Consider the following 20,358-nt stretch of genomic DNA (forward strand, 5'->3'; position numbering starts at 1 on the left):
CTTTGTTAATTGTAAATAAAAATTTCCGATAGATTAAATTTTATAAGAGAAATAGGGAAAGAAATTAAAATTAAAAATCTAATAATATGAAAGTGCTAAATTTAAAGAGAGTGTTGTTTATTGTTGCACTATTGTGCACAACATCAGTAATTGCAGCAGAAAAAGGTTTTGCAATTTTTATTGATAAAGTGAGTTATAAAGAGGCAAAAGCTGAAGTTGATGCATACGCTCAATCAATTGAAAAACAGGGGTTAAAGACTTATATCGTAGAGGATGTATGGTATAACCCAGACTCAATCAAGGCTCAAATAAAGAGTTTGGCAACACAAAAAGATGCCCCTATTGAGGGTATGGTATTCATTGGAGATATTCCCGTTCCAATGTTATTTGATGCACAACACTTTGCGTCAGGTTTTAAACCCAAACAATCAATGAAACGCATGGAGAAGAGTTCTTGTCCATCGGATCGTTTCTACGATGATTTGGATTTAGAGTTTGAGTTTATAGCACAAGATGAGAAGAAACCCAATCTTTTCTACTATACATTACCAGCAACCTCAACACAAGTATGTTCTCCCGAGTTATACTCAGGACGCATTAAAACTTGCGATAAAGGAGACAAAACAAAATACGACCGCTTAAAAGCATACCTCAAAAAAGTGGTGGCTCAAAAAGAGAAAAACGAAATACTTTCTCAAATATTCTACTTTGCGGGGCATGGATACAATTCAGAATCTATACTTGCACGTATGGATGAGAAAATAGCATATCGCGAACACTTCCCATGGTTGCAACGTCAAGCAAACGGAATAGTATTTATGGATCACCTTGATGATGAGTTCAGTAAATTCCCACTAATGTGTCAAATGCAACGCAAAGATCTTTCATTAGCAATATTGCACCACCATGGATACCCTGATGAAGAGTATCTAAACGGATTTCCATTGCCTAAAAATGCAACAGACGAGTTGAAGTCGGCAAACCGTTTCTTCCGCTCAAAAATACGTAAAGCGGTAGAGGGTGGCGAAGATCCTGATGCAGCACGTGAGCGTTGGGCAAAAAAATATGACATACCCCTACATTGGCTCGACTCAATATTTACACGCACATCAATACTTGAAGATTCACTATACAACGATAAGTTGGACCTTCATATTACCGACCTTGGCAAATACCAACCCAATGCAAAGGTTGTATTTCTTGATGCATGTTTCAATGGTGCATTCAACCACGATGCGTATATGGCAGAGGAGTATATATTTGAGGAGGGCGAGTGTGTAGTAACCATCGCAAACAGCGTAAACTCGTTACAAGATAAATGGTGCGACCGTCATGTTGGAATGTTAGGTTACGGATTGCGAGTAGGAAATATGGTAAAATACAATCCCTATTTGGGAGCACACATATATGGAGATCCAACATTTGCCTTTGCTCCAGGAGAGGAGATATCGTTTGATGTAAACGAGGCAATATACAAAAACAATAAGTTCTGGAAGAAACAGTTGAAAAATGCACCTGTTGCAATCAGATGCTTTGCAATGGAGATGTTGGTTAAAAACAAAGGAATAACATCAGAGGAGTTATTAGAGGTATTCAAAACATCACCTGAGAACACCGTTCGCCTTGTAGCCTTTATGATGTTAACAACCTTTAAAGATGACAACTTTGTTGAGGCAATCACACTTGCTCTTAACGACTCATATGAGATAGTACAACGCTTTGGAGCAATATATGCAGGAAAATGTGGAGATGAACGCATTATCCCTGCATTAGTATCGGCATTCTCACGCATAGCAAACGGTTCGCGAGTTGATTTTCAACTACGTGGAGCGGTAGAGATGTTCCCTCATGAGAAGGTCGTAGCAGAGTTCATAAAACAAGACCCCTGTAAAAATTACTATGACAAAGAGAAACAAGTGGCTCGTATTATGGCGGCATTTGACCGTTATAACAACACTTTGTTAGAGAATGAATTAGACTTGCCAGAAGCAACCATAAAAGAGAAAACAAATATGGTTCGTAACTTCCGTAATAAAAATCTACACACCGTAACAGACAAGTTGATTCAAATGTTCCAAGAGGAGAGTAACGAAGATTTTCGCCTTACAATAATAGAGGCATTCGGATGGTTCAACTACTCATACAAACGTAACGAGTTGGCAGCCTTCTGCGAACAAGTGTGGGCAAGTGATGCTTATAGCGACAAGATACGTAACGAGGCTCTAAAAACCGCAAAACGATTGAGAGGAATTTAGTTTTTAGTTCTCGGTTTCGTAAATTCAACCGTCCTGCTGGTAGTTGTTGGTTTTTAGAAGAAAACTTTAATATTCTTAATGCCCCTAAATGCCTTATTAACTGACAATTGAAAGCAAACAACTAATAGTTTAAAAATGCAAATAGCAATAGGATTGGGAATCGGAATAGCAGTTATGACACTTTTACTCTTGGTTGTAGTAAAAGCAAAAAACACTCTTGTAAAAAAACAAGAGGAGGAGATTGTTAGCCTAAACCAATCACTATCACAGTTGCGTGAAGAGAAAAACAAGGCTGAGATAAGCAACGCTGAGAGCAAATCAAAGTTAGAGATTTTTGAGGAGAAGTTACGAGAGTTGCAAAGAGTATCTAATGAACGTGAAACGTTAATAAAAGAGAACAGTTCCTTAAAAGCAGAAAACGAAGCCACCAGTCAGATGCTTAACCAAAAAGAGGAGGAGATAGCAAAACGGCTAAAACAACAGGAGATACAGTTCTCAGAACAGATAAAAACTCTAAAACTTGAATTCTCGGAGTTGAGCGAGAGACTCTTAAAGGAGAAGTCGCAGGAACTTAATAACAATAACAAAGAGAGCCTTACGCCCTTTATAGAGTCACTTAAAGAGGGAATGCAGGAGGTTAGTAAAGAGATTAAAGATAGCCGAGAGAGGAGCATAGAGCAGAAATCTTCATTAGACACCGCCATAAGAGATATGATGGCTCGAACCAACGAGATAGGCAACGAGGCCACAAAATTGGCGGAGGCTCTAAAAGGTAAATCAAAAACACAAGGGTTATACGGAGAGTTAGTACTCACCGAGATACTTAAAAATAGTGGATTAAAAGAGGGAGAACACTTTGAATGTCAAGTAACCATTCGTGATGAAAAAGGCAATGCTGTTCTGCACGAAGAGACGCAAAAGCGAATGATTCCCGATGTGATAGTTCACTATCCCGACAAAGACCTGATAATAGATTCAAAAGTATCGCTAACAGCCTATCTTGAGTGGTGCGAAGCAAAAACAGATGAAGAGCGTGATGCTGCGGCAAAACGTCACATACAAAGCATAAAGAGTCACATAAAAGAGATTGTAACCAAGTCGTATGCACAATATCATAAAGCCTCTCGACGTGAGACAATTGATTGTGTGGTAATGTTTATCCCCAACGAGAATGCCTTGATATTAATGCGAGAAACTGAACCTAAACTATGGTACGAAGCATATAATCAAAAGGTAATCATAACAAGCGAATTATCACTATTCTCGCTACTAAAAATGATAGAGAACTATTGGGCGCAGGTGGTGCAACAACGAAATCAAGAAAAGATAATTGTTGCTGCAGAGAATATGCTAAACAGATTGGGAGACCTATTTAAAATGGTAGAAGATATTGAAAAAGCATTTGAATCTGTTGGAACTAAGTTTTCAGATGTAAAAAAGAAGATGCTGACAGGAGGACAGAGTGTAGCAACATCGGCAAAACAGATTATAGAGTCGGGTGTAAAATCTGCGAAGATGGAGAAGAGACTCTCAGATAACGATTATTTGATGATAGAAAACGAAGAGTAAAAATAATAACTAAACGAAATAAAAGGATATGAAGTACAATTTTGATGAAATGATTGACCGTCATGGTACACAGTCGGTAAAATACGATTCAACAAAAGAGTTATGGGGTAGAGAAGATGTGCTTCCACTTTGGATTGCTGATATGGATTTCAAAACACCTTCGTTTATAACTGATGTTATCAAAGAGAGATTGTCGCATGAGATATTGGGGTATCCACAACCTCACGATGGTTACTTTGAATCATTCATCCGTTGGGCTGATCGCCGCTACGGATTAACCGTAAAGAAAGAGGAGATACACCATGTGCCGGGTATTGTGCCGGGTATCTATATGATGATAAACCACTTCTCAAATCCAGGTGATAAAGTGATGGTGCAACCTCCAGTGTATCATCCATTTCATAATGTTATAGCGGCAACAGGACGTCAAGCAGTACACAACTCACTAATAATAGAGAATGGCCGTTACCGTATTGATTTTGACGCAATGCGTCGCGACATAAAAGGATGTAAAATATTTGTACTTTGTAATCCTCACAATCCAGGAGGACGCCGTTGGAGCAACGAGGAGTTGACAACAATGGCTGAGATATGTGCCGAAGAGGGTACACTCGTTTTAAGTGATGAGATACATGCCGATATGACCTATCCTCCAGCACGACATCTGCCCTTTGCGGCATCGTGTGAGAAGGCACGTAACAACTCAATAACCTTTATGGCTCCATCAAAAACCTTTAATATGCCAGGAGTTGTAACATCGCAAATATTGATATTTAACGAAGAGATACGCAAGAGTGCATTCCCATATCTTGATAACAATCATATATCAGGAGGAAATGTATTTGCCTTTGTAACAGCCGAAGCAGCATATAATCAAGGCGAAGAGTGGTTGAACCAAATGCTGTCGTATGTGTTTGCAAATATGGACTATGTAAACGATCGCCTCAATGCCGAGATGCCAAAGATAAAGGCTATGAAACCCGAAGCATCGTTTTTGATGTTCTTTGACTGTCGAGAGTTGGGATTTGCAACACAAAAAGAGTTAGATGACTTTTTTGTAAACGAAGCACGACTTGCACTTAACTCAGGCTATATGTTTGGACCTGGAGGCGAAGGATGGATGCGATTTAATGCAGCATCACCCCGTCCAGTAATGGAGGAGGCAATGAACCGTCTAAAAGCAGCATACGATAAAAGAGGTTTTTAGAAACTGTTAGTTAGAAGAATATTTTGCAATACCTTAACACCCTTAAGGTTCATAATGATCTAAAATACTTTATTCTCAAAAATGAATAAACAACGAGTATTGGTAGGAATGAGTGGCGGGGTAGATAGTTCCGCAGTGTGCCTGTTACTTCAGGAACAGGGATACGAAGTAGTGGGGGCGACGCTACATATGTGGGGTAGTGAGGAGGAACCTCCCTTCATAACCGATGCCCGACAATTGGCAACCCGTTTGGGAATAGAGCACCATATCATAGATATACGCAAAGAGTTCAGAGAGGGAGTAATCGCATCGTTCATTGATGAGTATATGCGAGGCAGAACACCCAACCCATGCGTAATGTGTAACCCAAACTTCAAGTGGAAAGCACTTCTTGAGTGTGCCTACAAACTTGGATGCACTAAGATAGCAACAGGACACTATGTAAATATTATTGAAGAGAACGGAAAATACTTTATAGAGGAGGGAGGAGACGGAACAAAAGACCAATCCTACTTCCTTTGGGGATTGACACAAGAGCAACTATCCCAAACACTCTTTCCGCTTGGGCGAATGATAAAGAGTGACGTAAAACAGATGATGCGGGAGCGAGGTTTTGAGAGTAGTGCCAACAAGAGCGAGAGCATGGAGATATGTTTCATTGAAAAAGACTACCGCACATTCTTGCGCCAAAATGTAGAGGGAATAGACGAACAATACTCAGGCGGTTTTTTTGTAGATAAACTTGGCAAGCGCTTAGGACAACACAAAGGTTATCCATTCTACACCATAGGACAACGCAAAGGTCTTGAGATAGCACTCGGGCATCCAGCCTACGTAATAAAGATAAACCCCTTAAAAAATACAGTAAAACTCGGTAAAGAGGAAGATCTGTTATCTTCTATACTAACCCTCACTGACTGTAAAATAGTAGATGAAACACTCCTCACTTCGCCCAACTTAGTAGTACGAATAAGATATCGAGGCACACCTTACAGAGTATCATCAATAACCCAAGAAGAGAATACGTTGAAGGTAACACTTGCCGATGCAGCCTCTGCCGTAGCACCCGGACAATCCGCAGTCTTCTACATCGGCAATCGTGTAATTGGAGGTGGCATTTTAAGATAGTAAAGTAGAGATACTTCACCACATATCCCTTATACAATAAAAAACCATTGCTTTCAGGGCAATGGTTTTTTTCATAACTACCAATAATAATTTGCAAAATTCCTAATTCCTCATTCCTAATTATTTCTTAATAGCCTCCATAATTAGACCTTCCAACTCCTCTGCAAGTTCGGGGTTATCCATAACCATACGTTTAGCAGCATCTCTACCTTGACCAAGTTTAGTATCGCCGTAAGCAAACCAAGAACCGCTCTTTTTGATAATTCCGTACTCAACGCCAAGGTCAATTATCTCGCCCGATTTTGAGATACCCTCTCCAAACATAATATCAAACTCAGCTTTGCGGAATGGAGGAGCAACTTTGTTCTTAACAATCTTAACACGAGTTTGGTTGCCGATAACATCATCGCCCTCTTTAATTTGAGATACTCGGCGAATATCCAAACGAACTGAAGAGTAGAACTTCAATGCGTTACCACCGGTAGTTGTTTCGGGATTACCAAACATAACGCCAATCTTCTCGCGTAATTGGTTGATGAATATACAAGTTGTATTTGTTTTACTGATTGTTGAAGTAAGTTTACGCAATGCTTGGCTCATCAAACGTGCTTGAAGTCCAACTCGGTTATCGCCCATATCTCCCTCTAACTCAGCCTTTGGAGTAAGTGCTGCAACAGAGTCAATTACAACAATATCAACAGCTGATGATCTGATAAGTTGGTCGGCAATCTCAAGAGCTTGTTCTCCGCTGTCTGGTTGAGAAATCCAAAGGTTTTCAACATCAACACCAAGTTTCTCGGCATAGAAACGGTCAAAAGCGTGTTCAGCGTCAATAATAGCTGCGATACCACCATTCTTTTGAGCTTCAGCAATAGCGTGAATAGCCAATGTCGTTTTACCGGATGACTCAGGTCCGTAAATCTCAATAACTCTACCTCTGGGGTAACCACCAACGCCAAGAGCTGCGTTAAGAGCAATTGATCCTGTTGAGATTACTGCAACCTCTTCAACCATATCATCACCAAGTTTCATTATAGAACCTTTACCGTAACTCTTCTCAATTTTATCCATTGCAATTTTAAGAGCCTTAAGTTTATCGTCCGATACGGTAACTTTTACTTTTTTCTCTTCGCTTTCCATATTCTAATACTTTTTTGTTTTACTTATATATATTATTTCTCTCGTTTTCTATTGCAAAGATAATTGGGTATATATGCCAAAACTTTGCACAATATAAATTTTTTAGAGAAAAATTTTTTTATTAATTATTTCATTGTTGCTAAAAACAAACAACTACCCCGCAGGGGCAACGAAGTTGACAGCTAACAACTATATACTATCCTCCTTATGGTCTTCAATCTGTTTTTTTAGAATAGCAATAGTTTGCGAGGCAATAGCTTCGTCACGTTGATATTTTTTAATCTGTTTAATAATCTCCGAAAGTTTATAACTTTCAACTATTGCTTTTCTTGTACTCTTTGCCAATGTGTATGAGTAAGGTCTTTTACCATCATACGAAACTGTTATTGGAGCACCTTTTGCTGAGACCACAAATTGAGCAATACCCAATGTCTTTGGCTCTCGGTGAGTGATAGTCTCAACATTCATACCATTAATTTTATAACGGTAATTACTTGCTCCGTCATACGGAACAACCTCCGACATAACAAACTCTCCATTGGCAAGAGAGAGTCTAAAACTCTCGTGTTCAACAGCACTACTGCCGGAGTGAACACTTAAGATTTCGAGCTTACCCTCTTCTGTAACATAAACTCTCAGACACGATTTTGTTTGACTATCCTTGTTGGGATCGTGTCTGTAAACAATAGTACCCGAAGTTTGATACTCTTCGTTTTTAATAAGGTCAAAATCAACAATAGCCTTATCCAGCTCTTTTTGTAGAGTCTTAAGCATTGAGTCGGCATATACCATAGTTTGTTCGTTAATTGCAAGTTCTGCCTTACGAGCAAGTTGCATACCTGCTCTTATCTCATCAAAAGCAGTATTGTTTACAATCTTGATGCTATCAGTAAGTTCTTTAACTCTTAAATAGTCGCTAAGGTCGTATGCCTCTTTTGCTTTAAAATAAAAGTTGCGAGCCTCTTTGTTATTGTCGCAAGAGACAAATAACAAAGAGACCGCTACAACTATTACCAAAAAAATATTTTTCATCAATTTTTTAGTTTCTGTTGTTATATAGCAACCAAGTGTTTTTACAAGTGTGTCTCGCGAAGGAGATCATTTACTGTTTTAACAGGGTTGAATGTTGAGATAGGAACTTCAATAAATATTGTATTCCAATCCGACATTGCTCCATTCCACAATCCCGGACGCTCTAATGCTTTAAGCACTTTACCACTTTTTGATTTCTCGGAGATAAATCCAGTGTTTTTATCAATAAAGTCGGGTAGGTTATAGTGGTTGCCATTCCAGTCTCTAACTGAGCATACAAGGTCAACAGGGTTAAAGTGTGAACCACCCTCAAATGCTGCTTTTGATTCGGCATGAGCCATATTAATTTGACTGCTCTCTAAAATTTGAGGAGAGTAAGTACCATCTTCGTTATATGCTAAGAATGGACCACCACCCGGCTCTCCAATATTTTTAACCATACCGCAAACGCGTAGAGGACGGTTTAGTTTTTTGAGTAAGTACATAGCAAGGTCGCTATCTTCTAATTGCTTAATCTCGGGATTTCTTGTACATAAATCTTTTTGTACAAATTGAATTATCTCTCGTAAATCCTCAATAGTGTAGGTTCCGCTCTCAAGAAGTTTTCCATATTTGAAAATTTTCTCTCTTGCCTCAGCCAAAACACCTGCTAAAACTTTTTTGTAAAGTATAGTATCTGCTTTGAATGAGTCGGGAACAACGTTGTCAATGTTCTTGATAAAGATAACGTCAGCATCAATCTCGTTAAGGTTCTCAATTAAAGAGCCATGACCACCCGGGCGGAACAAAAGTGCTCCATTATCTCTAAAAGGTTGGTTTTCTCCATCTGCTGCAATAGTGTCAGTCTCAGGTTTTTGCTCAGAGAATGAGATATTATATTTAACGCCAAACTCTTTTTCGTAGCAAGGAACTACTTTTGCAGTAAGTTCTTTAAAGAAAGGCATATGGTCGTGCGATACAGTAAAGTGGATGTTTACAGTTGCATCGCCATTTTTAGCATACATAGCCCCCTCAACAAGATGCTCTTCCATTGCAGCGCGAGATGCTTCGGGGTAACTGTGGAAGAGGATAAGACCTTTAGGCAACCAACCATAGTTTAGACCTTTCTCAGCAAGAAGGTTTTCAACAATACTTTTGTATTTGCCTTCAGCCATTAATGTATCAATATCGCCACCTTCGTTCTTTTTGCATAGTTCATTAAGAGCATTGTAGAAAGCAAACGATTTAATATGCTCAAAGAATTTTTTCTCGAAAGCGGTCTCTGGAGTATCGTATTCAGCGTCAAGAAAACCGAACAGGTCTTTGAACATTCTACTTGCAGCACCCGATGCAGGAACAAACTTAACGCTTTTTACGCCCTCTTCAATAAGTTTATCCCATTTCTCGGCATAAGCCTCTGCAGAGTCATTTAATTGCATAATGCCATTGCCAAGCGATGCACTATTCTCAAGAGCCAAATAGGGGAACCCTTTTTTAAAACACTCTAATTGCTCCTCAACAGCCTCAACAGTCATACCTTTGGCACTGATTTGAGCAAGATCTTCTTGTGAAAAACAATACTTCATATTAAATATATTTAATGGTTTTATAACTTTCTCCGCCACAAGATTACTAACACTCTTTATTAGAGATAGAGAGACTCTGAAAAAGAATAATTTAGTATCATGTTTTTAACCTATTCCACTTTCAAGAGTAAATAATAGTTACTCTATTCAGCAAATGTACAAATAAAAGATATAAAAATCAATTATGTTGTCGCAAAAAAATTCTATATTTGAGGAGAATTTATAAAAACAGTTATGCAAGAGCAAGAATTGATGTTTTCGGCTGATGAGAAGGTTGAGTTTTTACGCTCATATTTAGAGTTACGACGTCAAACCCGAACAATTATAAACGAGTTTGAGTTTGAGAAACTTCGCCAAATAATATCTGAAGCAACCAGTAAAGACCAATACGGAAGAGATCGCAACGGGAACAGCATCTTGTTACGAAATCTAAATACTGCACTAATCCTTTCAAAAGAGGTAGGGCTGGATCGTTCTACGTTGCTGTCAATCCTGCTGTATAATGTTGTAGCTCATAAGAGTTTAACTATTGAAGATATTGTAAAAGAGTTTGGCGATGATGTAGCAAACATAATAACGCATCTTTTAAAAACCGAAAGTCTTTATACAAAACATGCAACTGTACAAAGCGATAATTTTAGAAAACTACTATTGTCATTTGCAAACGATGCAAGGGTTATAATAATACTTATTGCCGATAACCTATGCTTGATGCGTATGATAAACCATCATCCCGATAATGATTACCGATTAAGCATTGCATCTGAAGCATCGTACCTGTATGCACCACTTGCACACCGATTGGGATTATACAAAATAAAATCGGAACTTGAAGACCTCTCGCTAAAATATACCAATCGCGAAGTCTTTAATAGTATCGCATCAAAACTAACGCAAACAAAGGAGAAACGACAAAAATATATCGAATCATTTATTGCTCCAATTCGTCAAAAACTTCTTGATGAAGGTTATAAATTTGAGATGAAGGGGCGAACAAAATCTATATATTCGATATATAACAAGATGAAAAAGCAGAAGGCAGAGTTTGAAGACATATATGACCTCTTTGCTATACGAATAATATTAGACACTCCACTTGAAAAGGAGAAGGCAGATTGTTGGAGAATATTCTCAATAATAGCCGATATGTACAAACCCAATCCCTCTCGAATGCGTGACTGGCTAACCATACCCAAGAGCAACGGATATGAGTCGTTGCATATAACTGTGTGGGGCCCTGAGGATAGGTGGGTTGAGGTGCAGATACGCACTAAACGTATGGATGAGATTGCCGAAAACGGATTGGCTGCTCACTGGCGTTACAAAGGAGTAAAGAGCGAGAGTGGATTGGATGATTGGTTAAACAATATGCGAGATATATTGGAATCATCCGATGAGAGAGATACGCTTGAACTTGTAAAAGACTTCAGCAAAGATGATTACGATAAAGAGGTGTTTGTCTTTTCTCCCAAGGGCGATTTATATAAACTTACCAAAGGAGCAACAATATTAGATTTTGCATACCTGATACATACCAATTTAGGTAATAAATGCGTGGGAGGAAAGGTTGATGAAAAAAATCAATCGTTAAGGTATCAGATAAAGAGTGGCGACACCATTGAGATATTAACCTCTCCTCAACAGAAACCAAAACAGGATTGGTTAAATATCGCAACACAACCCCGAACAAAGCAGAAGATAAGACAGGCTCTTAAAGAGGCAGAGAATCGCGAGGCAGAGTACGGAAAAGAGATGTTCTTCCGCCGTTTGAAGAACAGAAAAATAGAACTTGATGAGGCTGCACTTACTCAACTCATAAAGAAGTTGGGATTTAAAACTGCAACAAAGTTCTTTTCAAACGTGGCGCAAGACAAAATAGATATAAATGCTACAATAGATAAGTTTGTTGAGATAAGTAAAGAGTCAGAGGAGGATAACATACACCAACGTTCAGCAGAAGATTTTGTGCAACAAGTGCCGGTACAACAATATGCAAAAGAGGATGTATTGGTAATTGATGGCTCGTTAAAGGATATAGAGTATAAGCTCTCAAAATGTTGTAACCCTATATATGGCGATGAGATATTTGGATTTGTAAACTCTCAGGGAGGAATAAAAATTCACCGAGTTGATTGTCCCAATGCTCCTGAGTTGAGAGGTCGTTTTGGATATAGAGTAGTACCAGCCAAATGGTCGGGTAAACATGGCTCACAATATGTAGTAGTATTAAGAGTTGTCGGAAACGATGATATCGGAATAGTTACCAATATAACATCAATTATCTCAAAGGAGAGTGGAGTGGCAATGCGAAGCATCTCAATTGACTCAAACGATGGACTATTTCAAGGACACATAACAGTGACAGTTAGTCACGTTCCTGCACTAAATGGTTTAATAAAGAAACTCAAAAACGTGAAAGGTGTAAAAAACGTGGAGCGAACAACTGAATAAGATTATTGAATTAGAAATTAGTTTGTTGCTTCGCCATAATTATAAATTTTATACTTGTAGTCTATCAACTAACAAACTAAATATTTTTATATGAAAAAGGGTAGGGTAATAAAAATATCAATAATTGTTACAATAGTTTTGGTATTTGCAATATGGATAAAATCTCGTTGGAAAGTATGGTTTAGAGATTTACCTGAGCCAGAGTATGTTATTGAGAATAAAATATCGCGTTTACTTATGACCTATGGCGAGGATGGAGAGTTCTCTCGAACATTCACATGGATGTGTGGCGATACATTACAACCATCAATATTGGAACTTATTATACTAACTGATACTCTTCATTTTGAGGCGGAGGGAGAGATTTATGCTTCACGCTCTGGAAAAGCAGCATATTACAGGGCAGATATAGCATCACTGCCACAAGGAATGAGTTATAGTTATAGAGTACTCTCTCAAACCGATACCACCGAATGGTACACCTTTGCAACCCCATACGAAACCGATCAGCGAAAATTTATATATTTAGGTGATGTACAAGATGATTACACAGGGGTAACGCCAAAGATATTTTCTGAGATATTTGAACTCTATACTGATGTTGATTTTTATCTCTTTGGCGGAGACATAATAGAACGTCCTATGTCGGGATATTGGGACTATTGGTTTGCTTCAATGCAGGATCTGCCCAAAACAAAACCAATATTGGCGGCAACAGGAAATCACGAATACCTAAAATCGTTCCCTCGCCACCTTGAAGATCGGTTTGGATTGGTCTTCCCTTATGTTTCAGCACAAAACAATAGAGGTAATGCTCTCCTTTCAATAAAGATAGGGGATGGACAAATTCTACTGTTAGACTCAAATAAAGATTTCTGGAAATACTTTTATCAAAGACGTTGGTTAAAGAATGAGTTAAAAAATAGCAATGCACAGTGGCAAATAGTTACATTGCACCATCCAATATATTCAACAAAAGGAGCATTTAACCAATTCCTTCAACGTATGTTTTTTAATCCAGTAATAAAGAGTTGCGGAGCAGATTTAGTATTACAGGGACATGAGCACACCTTTATGAGAACATCAAAAGTTAATGAAGATAGTACTTTGCAAACACCCGTTTATATAACATCTCATTGTTCTCCCAAGAGTTATAAGGTCTCATACCCCTCAAACTACTCTAAAATTGATAATGGAGAAAAATATTACCAAGTAATCACATACACCTCTGATAAAATAACCGTAGAGAGTTACAATTCGCAACACACACAAATTGATAAGGTTGAAATAACCCCAAACCATGTATATGCGGTAAAAGAGTAGAGAAACTCTATTTTGATTTTAAAGTAAAAAAATGAGAGGGTGAAACAAATTGTTGCACCCTCTCTGCTTAATTACTTATATATTAAACACACTTATATGTTACTTTCCAAATGAGCGGTGAAGATCTTGAGAGATATTGATTAAGTAGTCTCCCATCTTCTCAAGTTGACTAACCAAGTCTAAATAGAAAACACTTGTTTGATAACTCTTTCTGTTATGCTCAATGTCATCAATCTCGGTATCTCTTAGGCTGTTTCTTAGAGTATTGATATTCTCCTCTGCCTTATAAGCATTTGTAATATCTGTTAACTCTCCTTCATGAGCAGTGGTTAAGTTTTTAAGCATCACTTCGTAAGCTTTATCTACAACATCTGCCAACTCTTCAAGTTTCTGAATAGTTTGAGCGTCAAAGTTCTTGTTGTATGAGTTTCTGCGAGTAAGAATACGTGCAATAGACTCTCCCGAATCTCCAAGAGACTCTAACTCTCCAATAATTTTATACATTGCCTTGACTCTCTTTGAAGTAGTCTCGCTTATATCTCCTGCCGATAAAGCGTTCAGAAAAGTTGCAATCTCAAACTCAATTCTATCCGAAATCTCTTCATATTTAATAAGTTTATCGCGTAATTCTTTAAACTTATCAGGGTTAGTTTCTGAGATAATTGCTTTAGCATAACTAAGACCTTTTCTTGAAATCTCTGCAAAATGGATAATCTCATCAAATGCTTGTTCGGTAGCAAGTTCAGGAGTGTCAAGATTACCGGCAGTAATATATTTAAGTCTAAAGTTCTCATTCTCTTGGTTTTTGGGAGTCTTGATAATCCAGGTAACAGCCTTCTCGATATATTTAATAAACCAAACCAATATACCGGTGTTAATGGTATTAAATAGAGTGTGTAACATTGATAGTCCGTAAAGAGCAGCAACACCAGTTGCAGCAGTAGCACTTGTAACTGCAAAATCATCGGCTGCTGGATTTGGTAATCCAAATAGTTCAATAATTTTACCTACAAGGGCAAGGAATGGGGTAAAGAATATCAATGCCCAGATAACACCGAATACATTAAAAATAGTGTGCGACATTGCCGCTCTCTTTGCTTGAGTATTACCCACTGCTGCAGCAATATTAGCAGTGATAGTAGTACCAATGTTTTCTCCAAGTACCATTGCGCAAGCCATATTAAATGGAATCCATCCCATACTTAGCATAATAAGAGTGATTGCCATAGTTGCCGATGATGATTGAAGAACCAATGTAAGTATTGTACCAAAGGCAAGGAACAAGAGAACAGAACTAAATCCGTAACTTGACCACGTTTTAACAAACTCCAGTACTTCAGGCGTTTGGTTTAAGTCCGGAACAGACTCTTTCATAAACGAAAGAGCAAGAAAGAGCAAACAGAAACCAACAATTAACTCTCCAATGTTTTGTCTTTGATTCTTTTTTGAATTAGAGAACAAGAAACCGAACAGCATCAAAGGAACTGCTAATATTGAAATATCGGCCTTAAATCCCAACCAAGCCACTAACCATGCAGTAACAGTAGTTCCTATGTTGGCTCCCATAATAACACCAATTGCTTGGTGAAGAGTAAGAAGTCCTGCGTTTACAAAACTTACAACCATAACGGTAGTTGCCGATGATGATTGAATTATTGATGTAATTCCAAGACCAGTCAGAACTCCTTTAAACGGATTTGAAGTCATTGCCGATAAAAAGCTTCTAAGCTTATTTCCCGATGCTTTCTGAAGACCTGAACTCATCAAATTCATACCATAAAGGAACATACCTAACGCTCCTAACAGTGTAAAGATTTGAAGTATTCCCATAACTTGAAAATTTAGATTGTTATGATTATTTATTTAACTAAGTTTTTTATTCTCTCTATCTCATATTCATACATCTCAGAGCAGGGGTGATATTGAAAAGGGACATACTCAAATAGTTGAAGAAAAGCCTTGCCGGATGCCTTGCTGTAAAATATCTCTAATCTAATCCCTTCTCCCTCATCTGTCGGATTAATCTTTTCAGGTGAAGATGCTAATGCACTTAATAGAGAACTCTTCATCTTTTTATTAAAAGACAAATCTATCTTTTTGTAAAACTCTCCACTTTCTGTATCCTTGTATCCCGATTTAAGAACAAAGAGAAGAATTAATCCTAAAATAATTAATGAAATACCGCCATAAATAGCACCATTGCTGTCAAAGACAATAGAACGTATAATACCTATTAATAGGAGAGAAGAACTTATAGTAATATCTTTTATAGAGCGAACTCTTATGAAATTTTTTTCCATTTTTTTTAATCATTTAGTTTATCAAATTAATAATTCTAAATAGTTGCGAAGGGAATATAATTTTCCTGTCGCATACATAGCAGACAAACAGCAGACAAAACATACTCTGCCCATTGTTGCTAAGTACTATAAATCATATCTGATTTACAGTGCTTTAATCTATAAAGTATGTGATAAACTAAATAATGAGTTTACCAAAACTAATCAATCTGTGAAAAGAGTTGGTAAATAATGTTTGAGATATATAAGAGGCGTTTAAGGTAGATATATCCTCCCCTTTATGAATAGGGTTGCCCTCTTCTGTAAATGAAAAGTTGTTTCGGTGGTTATTGTTTACTCTTTTAGTGAAAGAGTTTTGCCTAAATGTAACCGAAGAGAGTAGTGATTGAGGAGGAAGATAAAACTCCGATTCAAGTTCAGGAGAATCGGTATAGTAAGAATCTAATTCAATAGATGCTGTTTTGTTTTCCTTATCTGTTGTAGGGTAAGGCTCCTCAACATTAGTCGCAATAAAAGATATTGCAACTATTAAGATTGAAATAAAATATTTCAGAAAACTTTTCACTACTATTGATTAATGAACTTTTCAGTACTACAAAAATAGTATAAATTTGTTATTCTTCAAACATATTTTCTCTTTTTTGTTAAAAGTAAAATTTAATTTTCTTAAATTTTAACAATAATAAAAAATAATGAGAGGTATGCTACACATAGCACACCTCTCTGTTTATATATATTTATAGTTATATAACTAACTATTAATACTCATCGTTAGCGTATAAGAAATCAAAAGTAGAGAGTTTGTAATCAAAAATCTCTTCGGGTGCGAAGAATCTTTTTAACTCAATCTCCGCAGTTTCGGGAGAGTCCGAAGCGTGAACAATGTTCTCTTGGAAACTCATACTATAATCGCCTCTAATGGTTCCTGCAGGTGCTTTGCGTCCTGTTGTGGGTCCGGTGATAGTTCTAACTGCCTCAATTGCATCAACACCCTCATAACAACAAACAATTACTGGACATGCCATCATAGAGTCTTTTACTCTCTGGAAGAAAGGTTTACTACTTAGGTGAGAGTAGTGTTCGCTCAAAATTTCATCGGTAAGTTGTACCATTTTCATACCGCACAATCTTAAACCTTTGCGTTCAAAACGTGTTGTAACTTCTCCAATCAAACCTCTTTGTATTGTACAAGGTTTTAAAATAACGAGGGTTTTTTCTAACATAATCGTTTATATTTAGGGTTATATAAAATCAAAAAAAATGAGTTTAAAATAAACTTTTCATAAAGATATATACTTATTTCCTAATAAGCAATAATATATATGAAAATCTTTTATAAATAACTAATTATCTTCTATATTAAGCTGAAAACAAAAAAACTGTGCTTAATTAAACACAGTTTCTCTATAAATTTTAGTAATTGTTATTTTTTTGAAATGACGCAAGAGATATATTTAAACAGTGAAAGAGTCTCGCTGAGGTTAAATATAAATCCTGCGTTATAATTTTAGTAACCTCCGTTATCCTCTGAGAAGTCCATATCACTGAAACCTTCGGTGTCTAATTCATCGGGGTTATATCCATTTTCAATGCCGTAATCGTCTTCGTCTATATCTATTGTTGACGATGCAGCAAACTTTTTATCCATCTCCTCAATTGACATAACCTGTTTAGGAGCATTACCTTTAGCTTTTGTACACAATGGGTCTAACAAATTTTTACCCAATTCAATCTCTCTCAACTCCATAAAGAACGAACGGTCAGCCATCATATCAAATACGAAAAGTGCACGTTGGTGTTCCTCTTCAATCAATTCACTTAATCTGGTATCTTCCATCAACCAAACATCCTCATCAGAAGATGAGTCCATTTCAATAAGAGTTACCTCTTCTCTTTTTTCCCAGTTGTCTTCGCAGATAAAGAAAGAGGTTAGTTGGTCTTTAGTGTAATTTACCGATTCCAAAATTGCGTCATTTAACTCTAAGAATGTTGCTTCAGAGTCAATGCAAATTTCGCGTGAAAAGGTTTCTACCTCATCTGAAAGTAATAAAAACTTGTATATCATAAATATAAAATTTAATCTTCTTTTTTATCTTAATTCTAAGGCAAAGTTATGTAATACCTATTAAATAGACAATACATTTAATAAAAAAATATCCTTAATTTTTATTTTCCTTTGACAATACCTCTGTCAGAAGATTTTATGAATTCAACAATAACTCTTTTTTCTTCTGAGTCGGCTACTTCTGCCTCTATTTTATTCAAGGCTTCGGTGTTGTTTAATCCCGAATTAAATAGTATTCTGTAAATATTTTGAATCTCTTCTATTTGCTCTGCTGAAAAACCTCTACGTCTTAATCCAATTAGGTTTATGCCGGCAAATACGGTAGGAATTCTTCCTACAACTGCGTATGGAGGAACATCTTTGTTTATGTGGCTTCCGCCTTGAATCATTACATGAGGTCCAATTTTAGAGAATTGGTGCATAAGGGTTCCTCCTCCAATTGTTGCAAAGTCGTCAATTTCAACTTCTCCTGCAATTTGCGAAGCATTAGCAACAATTATATTGTTTTTTAGAATACAATCGTGAGCAATATGTGAGTATGCCATAATAAGACAGTTGTTTCCAACAACAGTCTTTCCTCTTGAAGCGGTGCCTCTATTAACGGTAACAAACTCTCTGATTGTTGTGTTGTCGCCAATCTCAGCAGTGCTATACTCTCCTCTAAATTTAAGATCTTGAGGTTCCCCTGCAATAACAGCACCTGTGCATATATGGCAATTCTTTCCAATGCGAGAACCTTTTAAGATACAAGCATTAGCGTCAATTCTTGTGCCATCACCAATTATAACGTCCTCTTCAATTGTTACAAAAGGACCAATGATAACATCTTTGCCTATTCGGGCATCTGGGTGTATCGAAGCAAGTGTTTGTTGCATATCTATCTTTTCTATTATTTGTTTTTTACTATTTGAGCCAAAAATTCAGCCTCTGTTGCAATTTTATCTCCAACGAAAACGTATCCTTTCATTGATGCGCAACCTCTTCTTAACTCTGTCATAAACGACACGTGGAATATAGCTGTATCTCCGGGAACAACTTTTTGTCTGAACTTAACATTGTTTATTGTCAAGAAGTATGTTGAGTATGCTTCAGGATCTTCAACAGTGTTTAGTACCAACAAACCACCTGTTTGTGCCATTGCCTCAACCAATAAAACTCCGGGAACAACGGGCTCCTGAGGGAAGTGTCCTTGGAAGAAAGGCTCATTTGCAGTAAAGTTCTTAATACCTACAATCGCTTTCTCATCCATATTGATGATTTTATCGACCAATAGCATAGGATAGCGGTGGGGTAATAACTCTTTAATCCTGTTTACATCCATCAAGGGGGGGGTGTTAGGATTGTAGTTGGGAGCCTGTATCTCTTGTCTTTTTATGTCTTTACGAATTGCTCTTGCAAGTTTGTTGTTTATTCCGTGTCCTGAACGGGTAGCAATAACTCTACCTTTAATTGGTCTTCCAATTAAAGCAAGGTCACCCATAAGATCAAGAAGTTTATGTCTTGCAGGTTCGTTATCAAATACCAAAGGCTTGTTGTTTATGTAGCCAAGTTCTAAAGAGTTTTTCTTTTGTGTGCCCATAAGGTCCGACAAACGATCTAACTCCTCTTGCGACATCTCTTGGTCATATATAACAATGGCATTGTCAAGATCTCCTCCTTTTATTAGTCCGGCCTTTAGAAGAGGCTCAATCTCTCTAACAAATACAAATGTTCTGCTTGCGGCAATCTCCTCTTTAAAATTTGCCATATCTTCAAGGGTGGCAAATTGATTACTCAAAACAGGAGAGTTGAAACTAATAAGAGTGTTGATGCTGAAATTCTCATCAGGGAGTATTATAAGAGAAGCACCACTCTCTTCATCTTTAACCTCTATCTTATTTTTAACTACATAAAAATCTTGGTCAGCATTTAACTCTTCAATTCCAACACGCTCAATCTCCTCGGCATAGCGAATAGCGCTACCATCAAGAATGGGAAATTCAGGAGCATTAACCTCTATTAAACAGTTTGTAATACCGTATGCGTATAATGCTGCCATACCATGTTCTATGGTGCTGACAGTTACATCACCTTTTTTTACAACAGTTCCACGTTGTGTTTGGCACACAGCCTCAGCAATTGCATCAATTATAGGTTCGTCTTCAATATCAATACGTTTTATCTTGTAACCGAAGTTTTCGGGAGCAGGGTTAAATGTTACAGTAATATCAAGTCCTGTGTGTAAACCCTTGCCGCTTAACGAGAAACTCTCTTTTAAACTTTTTTGTTTCATAGTTTTAAATTTTGTGATAAACACCTCTGCAAATAAACTCAAATATTTTTT

16 protein-coding genes are annotated in these 20,358 nt (G+C 37.2%); 6 read left to right on the top strand and 10 right to left on the bottom strand.

All coding sequences use genetic code 11. The features are described 5' to 3' along the window. Positions 1–86: 86 nt before the first annotated feature. The 4 genes from IKK64_05500 (at position 87) to mnmA (ending at position 6,159) form a co-directional block, all read left to right on the top strand. Positions 87–2,255, top strand: a complete 2,169-nt coding sequence (locus tag IKK64_05500) for a HEAT repeat domain-containing protein (protein MBR4119519.1) — start codon at positions 87–89, stop codon at positions 2,253–2,255. 135 nt (positions 2,256–2,390) lie between these two features. Next, positions 2,391–3,824, top strand: coding sequence for a DNA recombination protein RmuC (gene rmuC / locus IKK64_05505; protein ID MBR4119520.1), 1,434 nt, complete (start codon positions 2,391–2,393; stop codon positions 3,822–3,824). Between the two features lie 28 nt (positions 3,825–3,852). After that, on the top strand, positions 3,853–5,031 hold the full coding sequence (locus tag IKK64_05510; protein MBR4119521.1) for a pyridoxal phosphate-dependent aminotransferase: 1,179 nt from the start codon (positions 3,853–3,855) through the stop codon (positions 5,029–5,031). Between the two features lie 81 nt (positions 5,032–5,112). Then, positions 5,113–6,159, top strand: coding sequence for a tRNA 2-thiouridine(34) synthase MnmA (gene mnmA, locus IKK64_05515; GenBank protein ID MBR4119522.1), 1,047 nt, complete (start codon positions 5,113–5,115; stop codon positions 6,157–6,159). Between the two features lie 120 nt (positions 6,160–6,279). On the opposite strand, the gene recA is transcribed toward mnmA, so the two are convergent. The 3 genes from recA to IKK64_05530 all read right to left on the bottom strand — a co-directional run bounded on the left by recA (position 6,280) and on the right by IKK64_05530 (position 9,896). Further along, positions 6,280–7,299 carry a recombinase RecA gene (gene recA / locus IKK64_05520; protein MBR4119523.1) on the bottom strand — a complete coding sequence of 340 codons (1,020 nt, stop codon included), beginning with the start codon at positions 7,297–7,299 and terminating at the stop codon, positions 6,280–6,282. 189 nt (positions 7,300–7,488) lie between these two features. Further along, positions 7,489–8,331, bottom strand: coding sequence for a hypothetical protein (locus IKK64_05525; protein MBR4119524.1), 843 nt, complete (start codon positions 8,329–8,331; stop codon positions 7,489–7,491). Between the two features lie 41 nt (positions 8,332–8,372). Continuing rightward, entirely contained in the window at positions 8,373–9,896 is a 1,524-nt protein-coding gene (locus tag IKK64_05530; protein MBR4119525.1) for a DUF4301 family protein, read from the bottom strand. Between the two features lie 234 nt (positions 9,897–10,130). Between IKK64_05530 and IKK64_05535 the strand changes: the two genes are divergently transcribed. Both IKK64_05535 and IKK64_05540 read left to right on the top strand, forming a co-directional pair. Then, positions 10,131–12,347 (top strand): bifunctional (p)ppGpp synthetase/guanosine-3',5'-bis(diphosphate) 3'-pyrophosphohydrolase, encoded by a 2,217-nt coding sequence (locus IKK64_05535; GenBank protein MBR4119526.1) that lies wholly within the window; start codon positions 10,131–10,133, stop codon positions 12,345–12,347. A gap of 90 nt (positions 12,348–12,437) precedes the next feature. Beyond that, on the top strand, positions 12,438–13,670 hold the full coding sequence (locus IKK64_05540) for a metallophosphoesterase family protein (protein ID MBR4119527.1): 1,233 nt from the start codon (positions 12,438–12,440) through the stop codon (positions 13,668–13,670). A gap of 99 nt (positions 13,671–13,769) precedes the next feature. Here the strand turns inward: IKK64_05540 and IKK64_05545 are convergent, their stop codons facing one another. From IKK64_05545 to IKK64_05575, 7 genes are all read right to left on the bottom strand, one after another. Beyond that, positions 13,770–15,500 carry a Na/Pi cotransporter family protein gene (locus tag IKK64_05545; protein MBR4119528.1) on the bottom strand — a complete coding sequence of 577 codons (1,731 nt, stop codon included), beginning with the start codon at positions 15,498–15,500 and terminating at the stop codon, positions 13,770–13,772. 29 nt (positions 15,501–15,529) lie between these two features. Continuing rightward, complete coding sequence (locus IKK64_05550; protein ID MBR4119529.1) at positions 15,530–15,970, bottom strand: hypothetical protein; 441 nt, start codon at positions 15,968–15,970, stop codon at positions 15,530–15,532. 178 nt (positions 15,971–16,148) lie between these two features. Next, the gene (locus IKK64_05555) at positions 16,149–16,535 is read right to left on the bottom strand and encodes a hypothetical protein (protein ID MBR4119530.1); all 387 of its coding nucleotides are present in this window, start codon (positions 16,533–16,535) and stop codon (positions 16,149–16,151) included. 193 nt (positions 16,536–16,728) lie between these two features. Then, positions 16,729–17,193 carry a nucleoside-diphosphate kinase gene (ndk, locus tag IKK64_05560; GenBank protein ID MBR4119531.1) on the bottom strand — a complete coding sequence of 155 codons (465 nt, stop codon included), beginning with the start codon at positions 17,191–17,193 and terminating at the stop codon, positions 16,729–16,731. 284 nt (positions 17,194–17,477) lie between these two features. Beyond that, complete coding sequence (locus tag IKK64_05565; GenBank protein ID MBR4119532.1) at positions 17,478–18,035, bottom strand: hypothetical protein; 558 nt, start codon at positions 18,033–18,035, stop codon at positions 17,478–17,480. A 101-nt stretch (positions 18,036–18,136) separates the two neighbouring features. Then, on the bottom strand, positions 18,137–18,910 hold the full coding sequence (gene lpxA, locus IKK64_05570; GenBank protein MBR4119533.1) for an acyl-ACP--UDP-N-acetylglucosamine O-acyltransferase: 774 nt from the start codon (positions 18,908–18,910) through the stop codon (positions 18,137–18,139). A gap of 14 nt (positions 18,911–18,924) precedes the next feature. After that, a complete protein-coding gene (locus IKK64_05575) occupies positions 18,925–20,307 on the bottom strand; it encodes a bifunctional UDP-3-O-[3-hydroxymyristoyl] N-acetylglucosamine deacetylase/3-hydroxyacyl-ACP dehydratase (protein ID MBR4119534.1) in 1,383 nt (460 codons plus the stop codon). Between the last annotated feature and the right edge of the window lie 51 nt (positions 20,308–20,358).

The sequence above is a fragment of the Bacteroidales bacterium genome (assembly GCA_017521245.1).
Taxonomy (GTDB): Bacteria; Bacteroidota; Bacteroidia; order Bacteroidales; family G3-4614; genus Caccoplasma_A.

Excerpts from the sequence above, each read along its gene's own strand:
- IKK64_05500 (MBR4119519.1), top strand. The coding sequence starts at position 87 with ATGAAAGTGCTAAATTTAAAGAGAGTGTTGTTTATTGTTGCACTATTG.
- rmuC (MBR4119520.1), top strand. The coding sequence starts at position 2,391 with ATGCAAATAGCAATAGGATTGGGAATCGGAATAGCAGTTATGACACTT.
- IKK64_05510 (MBR4119521.1), top strand. The coding sequence starts at position 3,853 with ATGAAGTACAATTTTGATGAAATGATTGACCGTCATGGTACACAGTCG.
- mnmA (MBR4119522.1), top strand. The coding sequence starts at position 5,113 with ATGAATAAACAACGAGTATTGGTAGGAATGAGTGGCGGGGTAGATAGT.
- recA (MBR4119523.1), bottom strand. The coding sequence starts at position 7,299 with ATGGAAAGCGAAGAGAAAAAAGTAAAAGTTACCGTATCGGACGATAAA.
- IKK64_05525 (MBR4119524.1), bottom strand. The coding sequence starts at position 8,331 with ATGAAAAATATTTTTTTGGTAATAGTTGTAGCGGTCTCTTTGTTATTT.
- IKK64_05530 (MBR4119525.1), bottom strand. The coding sequence starts at position 9,896 with ATGAAGTATTGTTTTTCACAAGAAGATCTTGCTCAAATCAGTGCCAAA.
- IKK64_05535 (MBR4119526.1), top strand. The coding sequence starts at position 10,131 with ATGCAAGAGCAAGAATTGATGTTTTCGGCTGATGAGAAGGTTGAGTTT.
- IKK64_05540 (MBR4119527.1), top strand. The coding sequence starts at position 12,438 with ATGAAAAAGGGTAGGGTAATAAAAATATCAATAATTGTTACAATAGTT.
- IKK64_05545 (MBR4119528.1), bottom strand. The coding sequence starts at position 15,500 with ATGGGAATACTTCAAATCTTTACACTGTTAGGAGCGTTAGGTATGTTC.
- IKK64_05550 (MBR4119529.1), bottom strand. The coding sequence starts at position 15,970 with ATGGAAAAAAATTTCATAAGAGTTCGCTCTATAAAAGATATTACTATA.
- ndk (MBR4119531.1), bottom strand. The coding sequence starts at position 17,193 with ATGTTAGAAAAAACCCTCGTTATTTTAAAACCTTGTACAATACAAAGA.
- IKK64_05565 (MBR4119532.1), bottom strand. The coding sequence starts at position 18,035 with ATGATATACAAGTTTTTATTACTTTCAGATGAGGTAGAAACCTTTTCA.
- lpxA (MBR4119533.1), bottom strand. The coding sequence starts at position 18,910 with ATGCAACAAACACTTGCTTCGATACACCCAGATGCCCGAATAGGCAAA.
- IKK64_05575 (MBR4119534.1), bottom strand. The coding sequence starts at position 20,307 with ATGAAACAAAAAAGTTTAAAAGAGAGTTTCTCGTTAAGCGGCAAGGGT.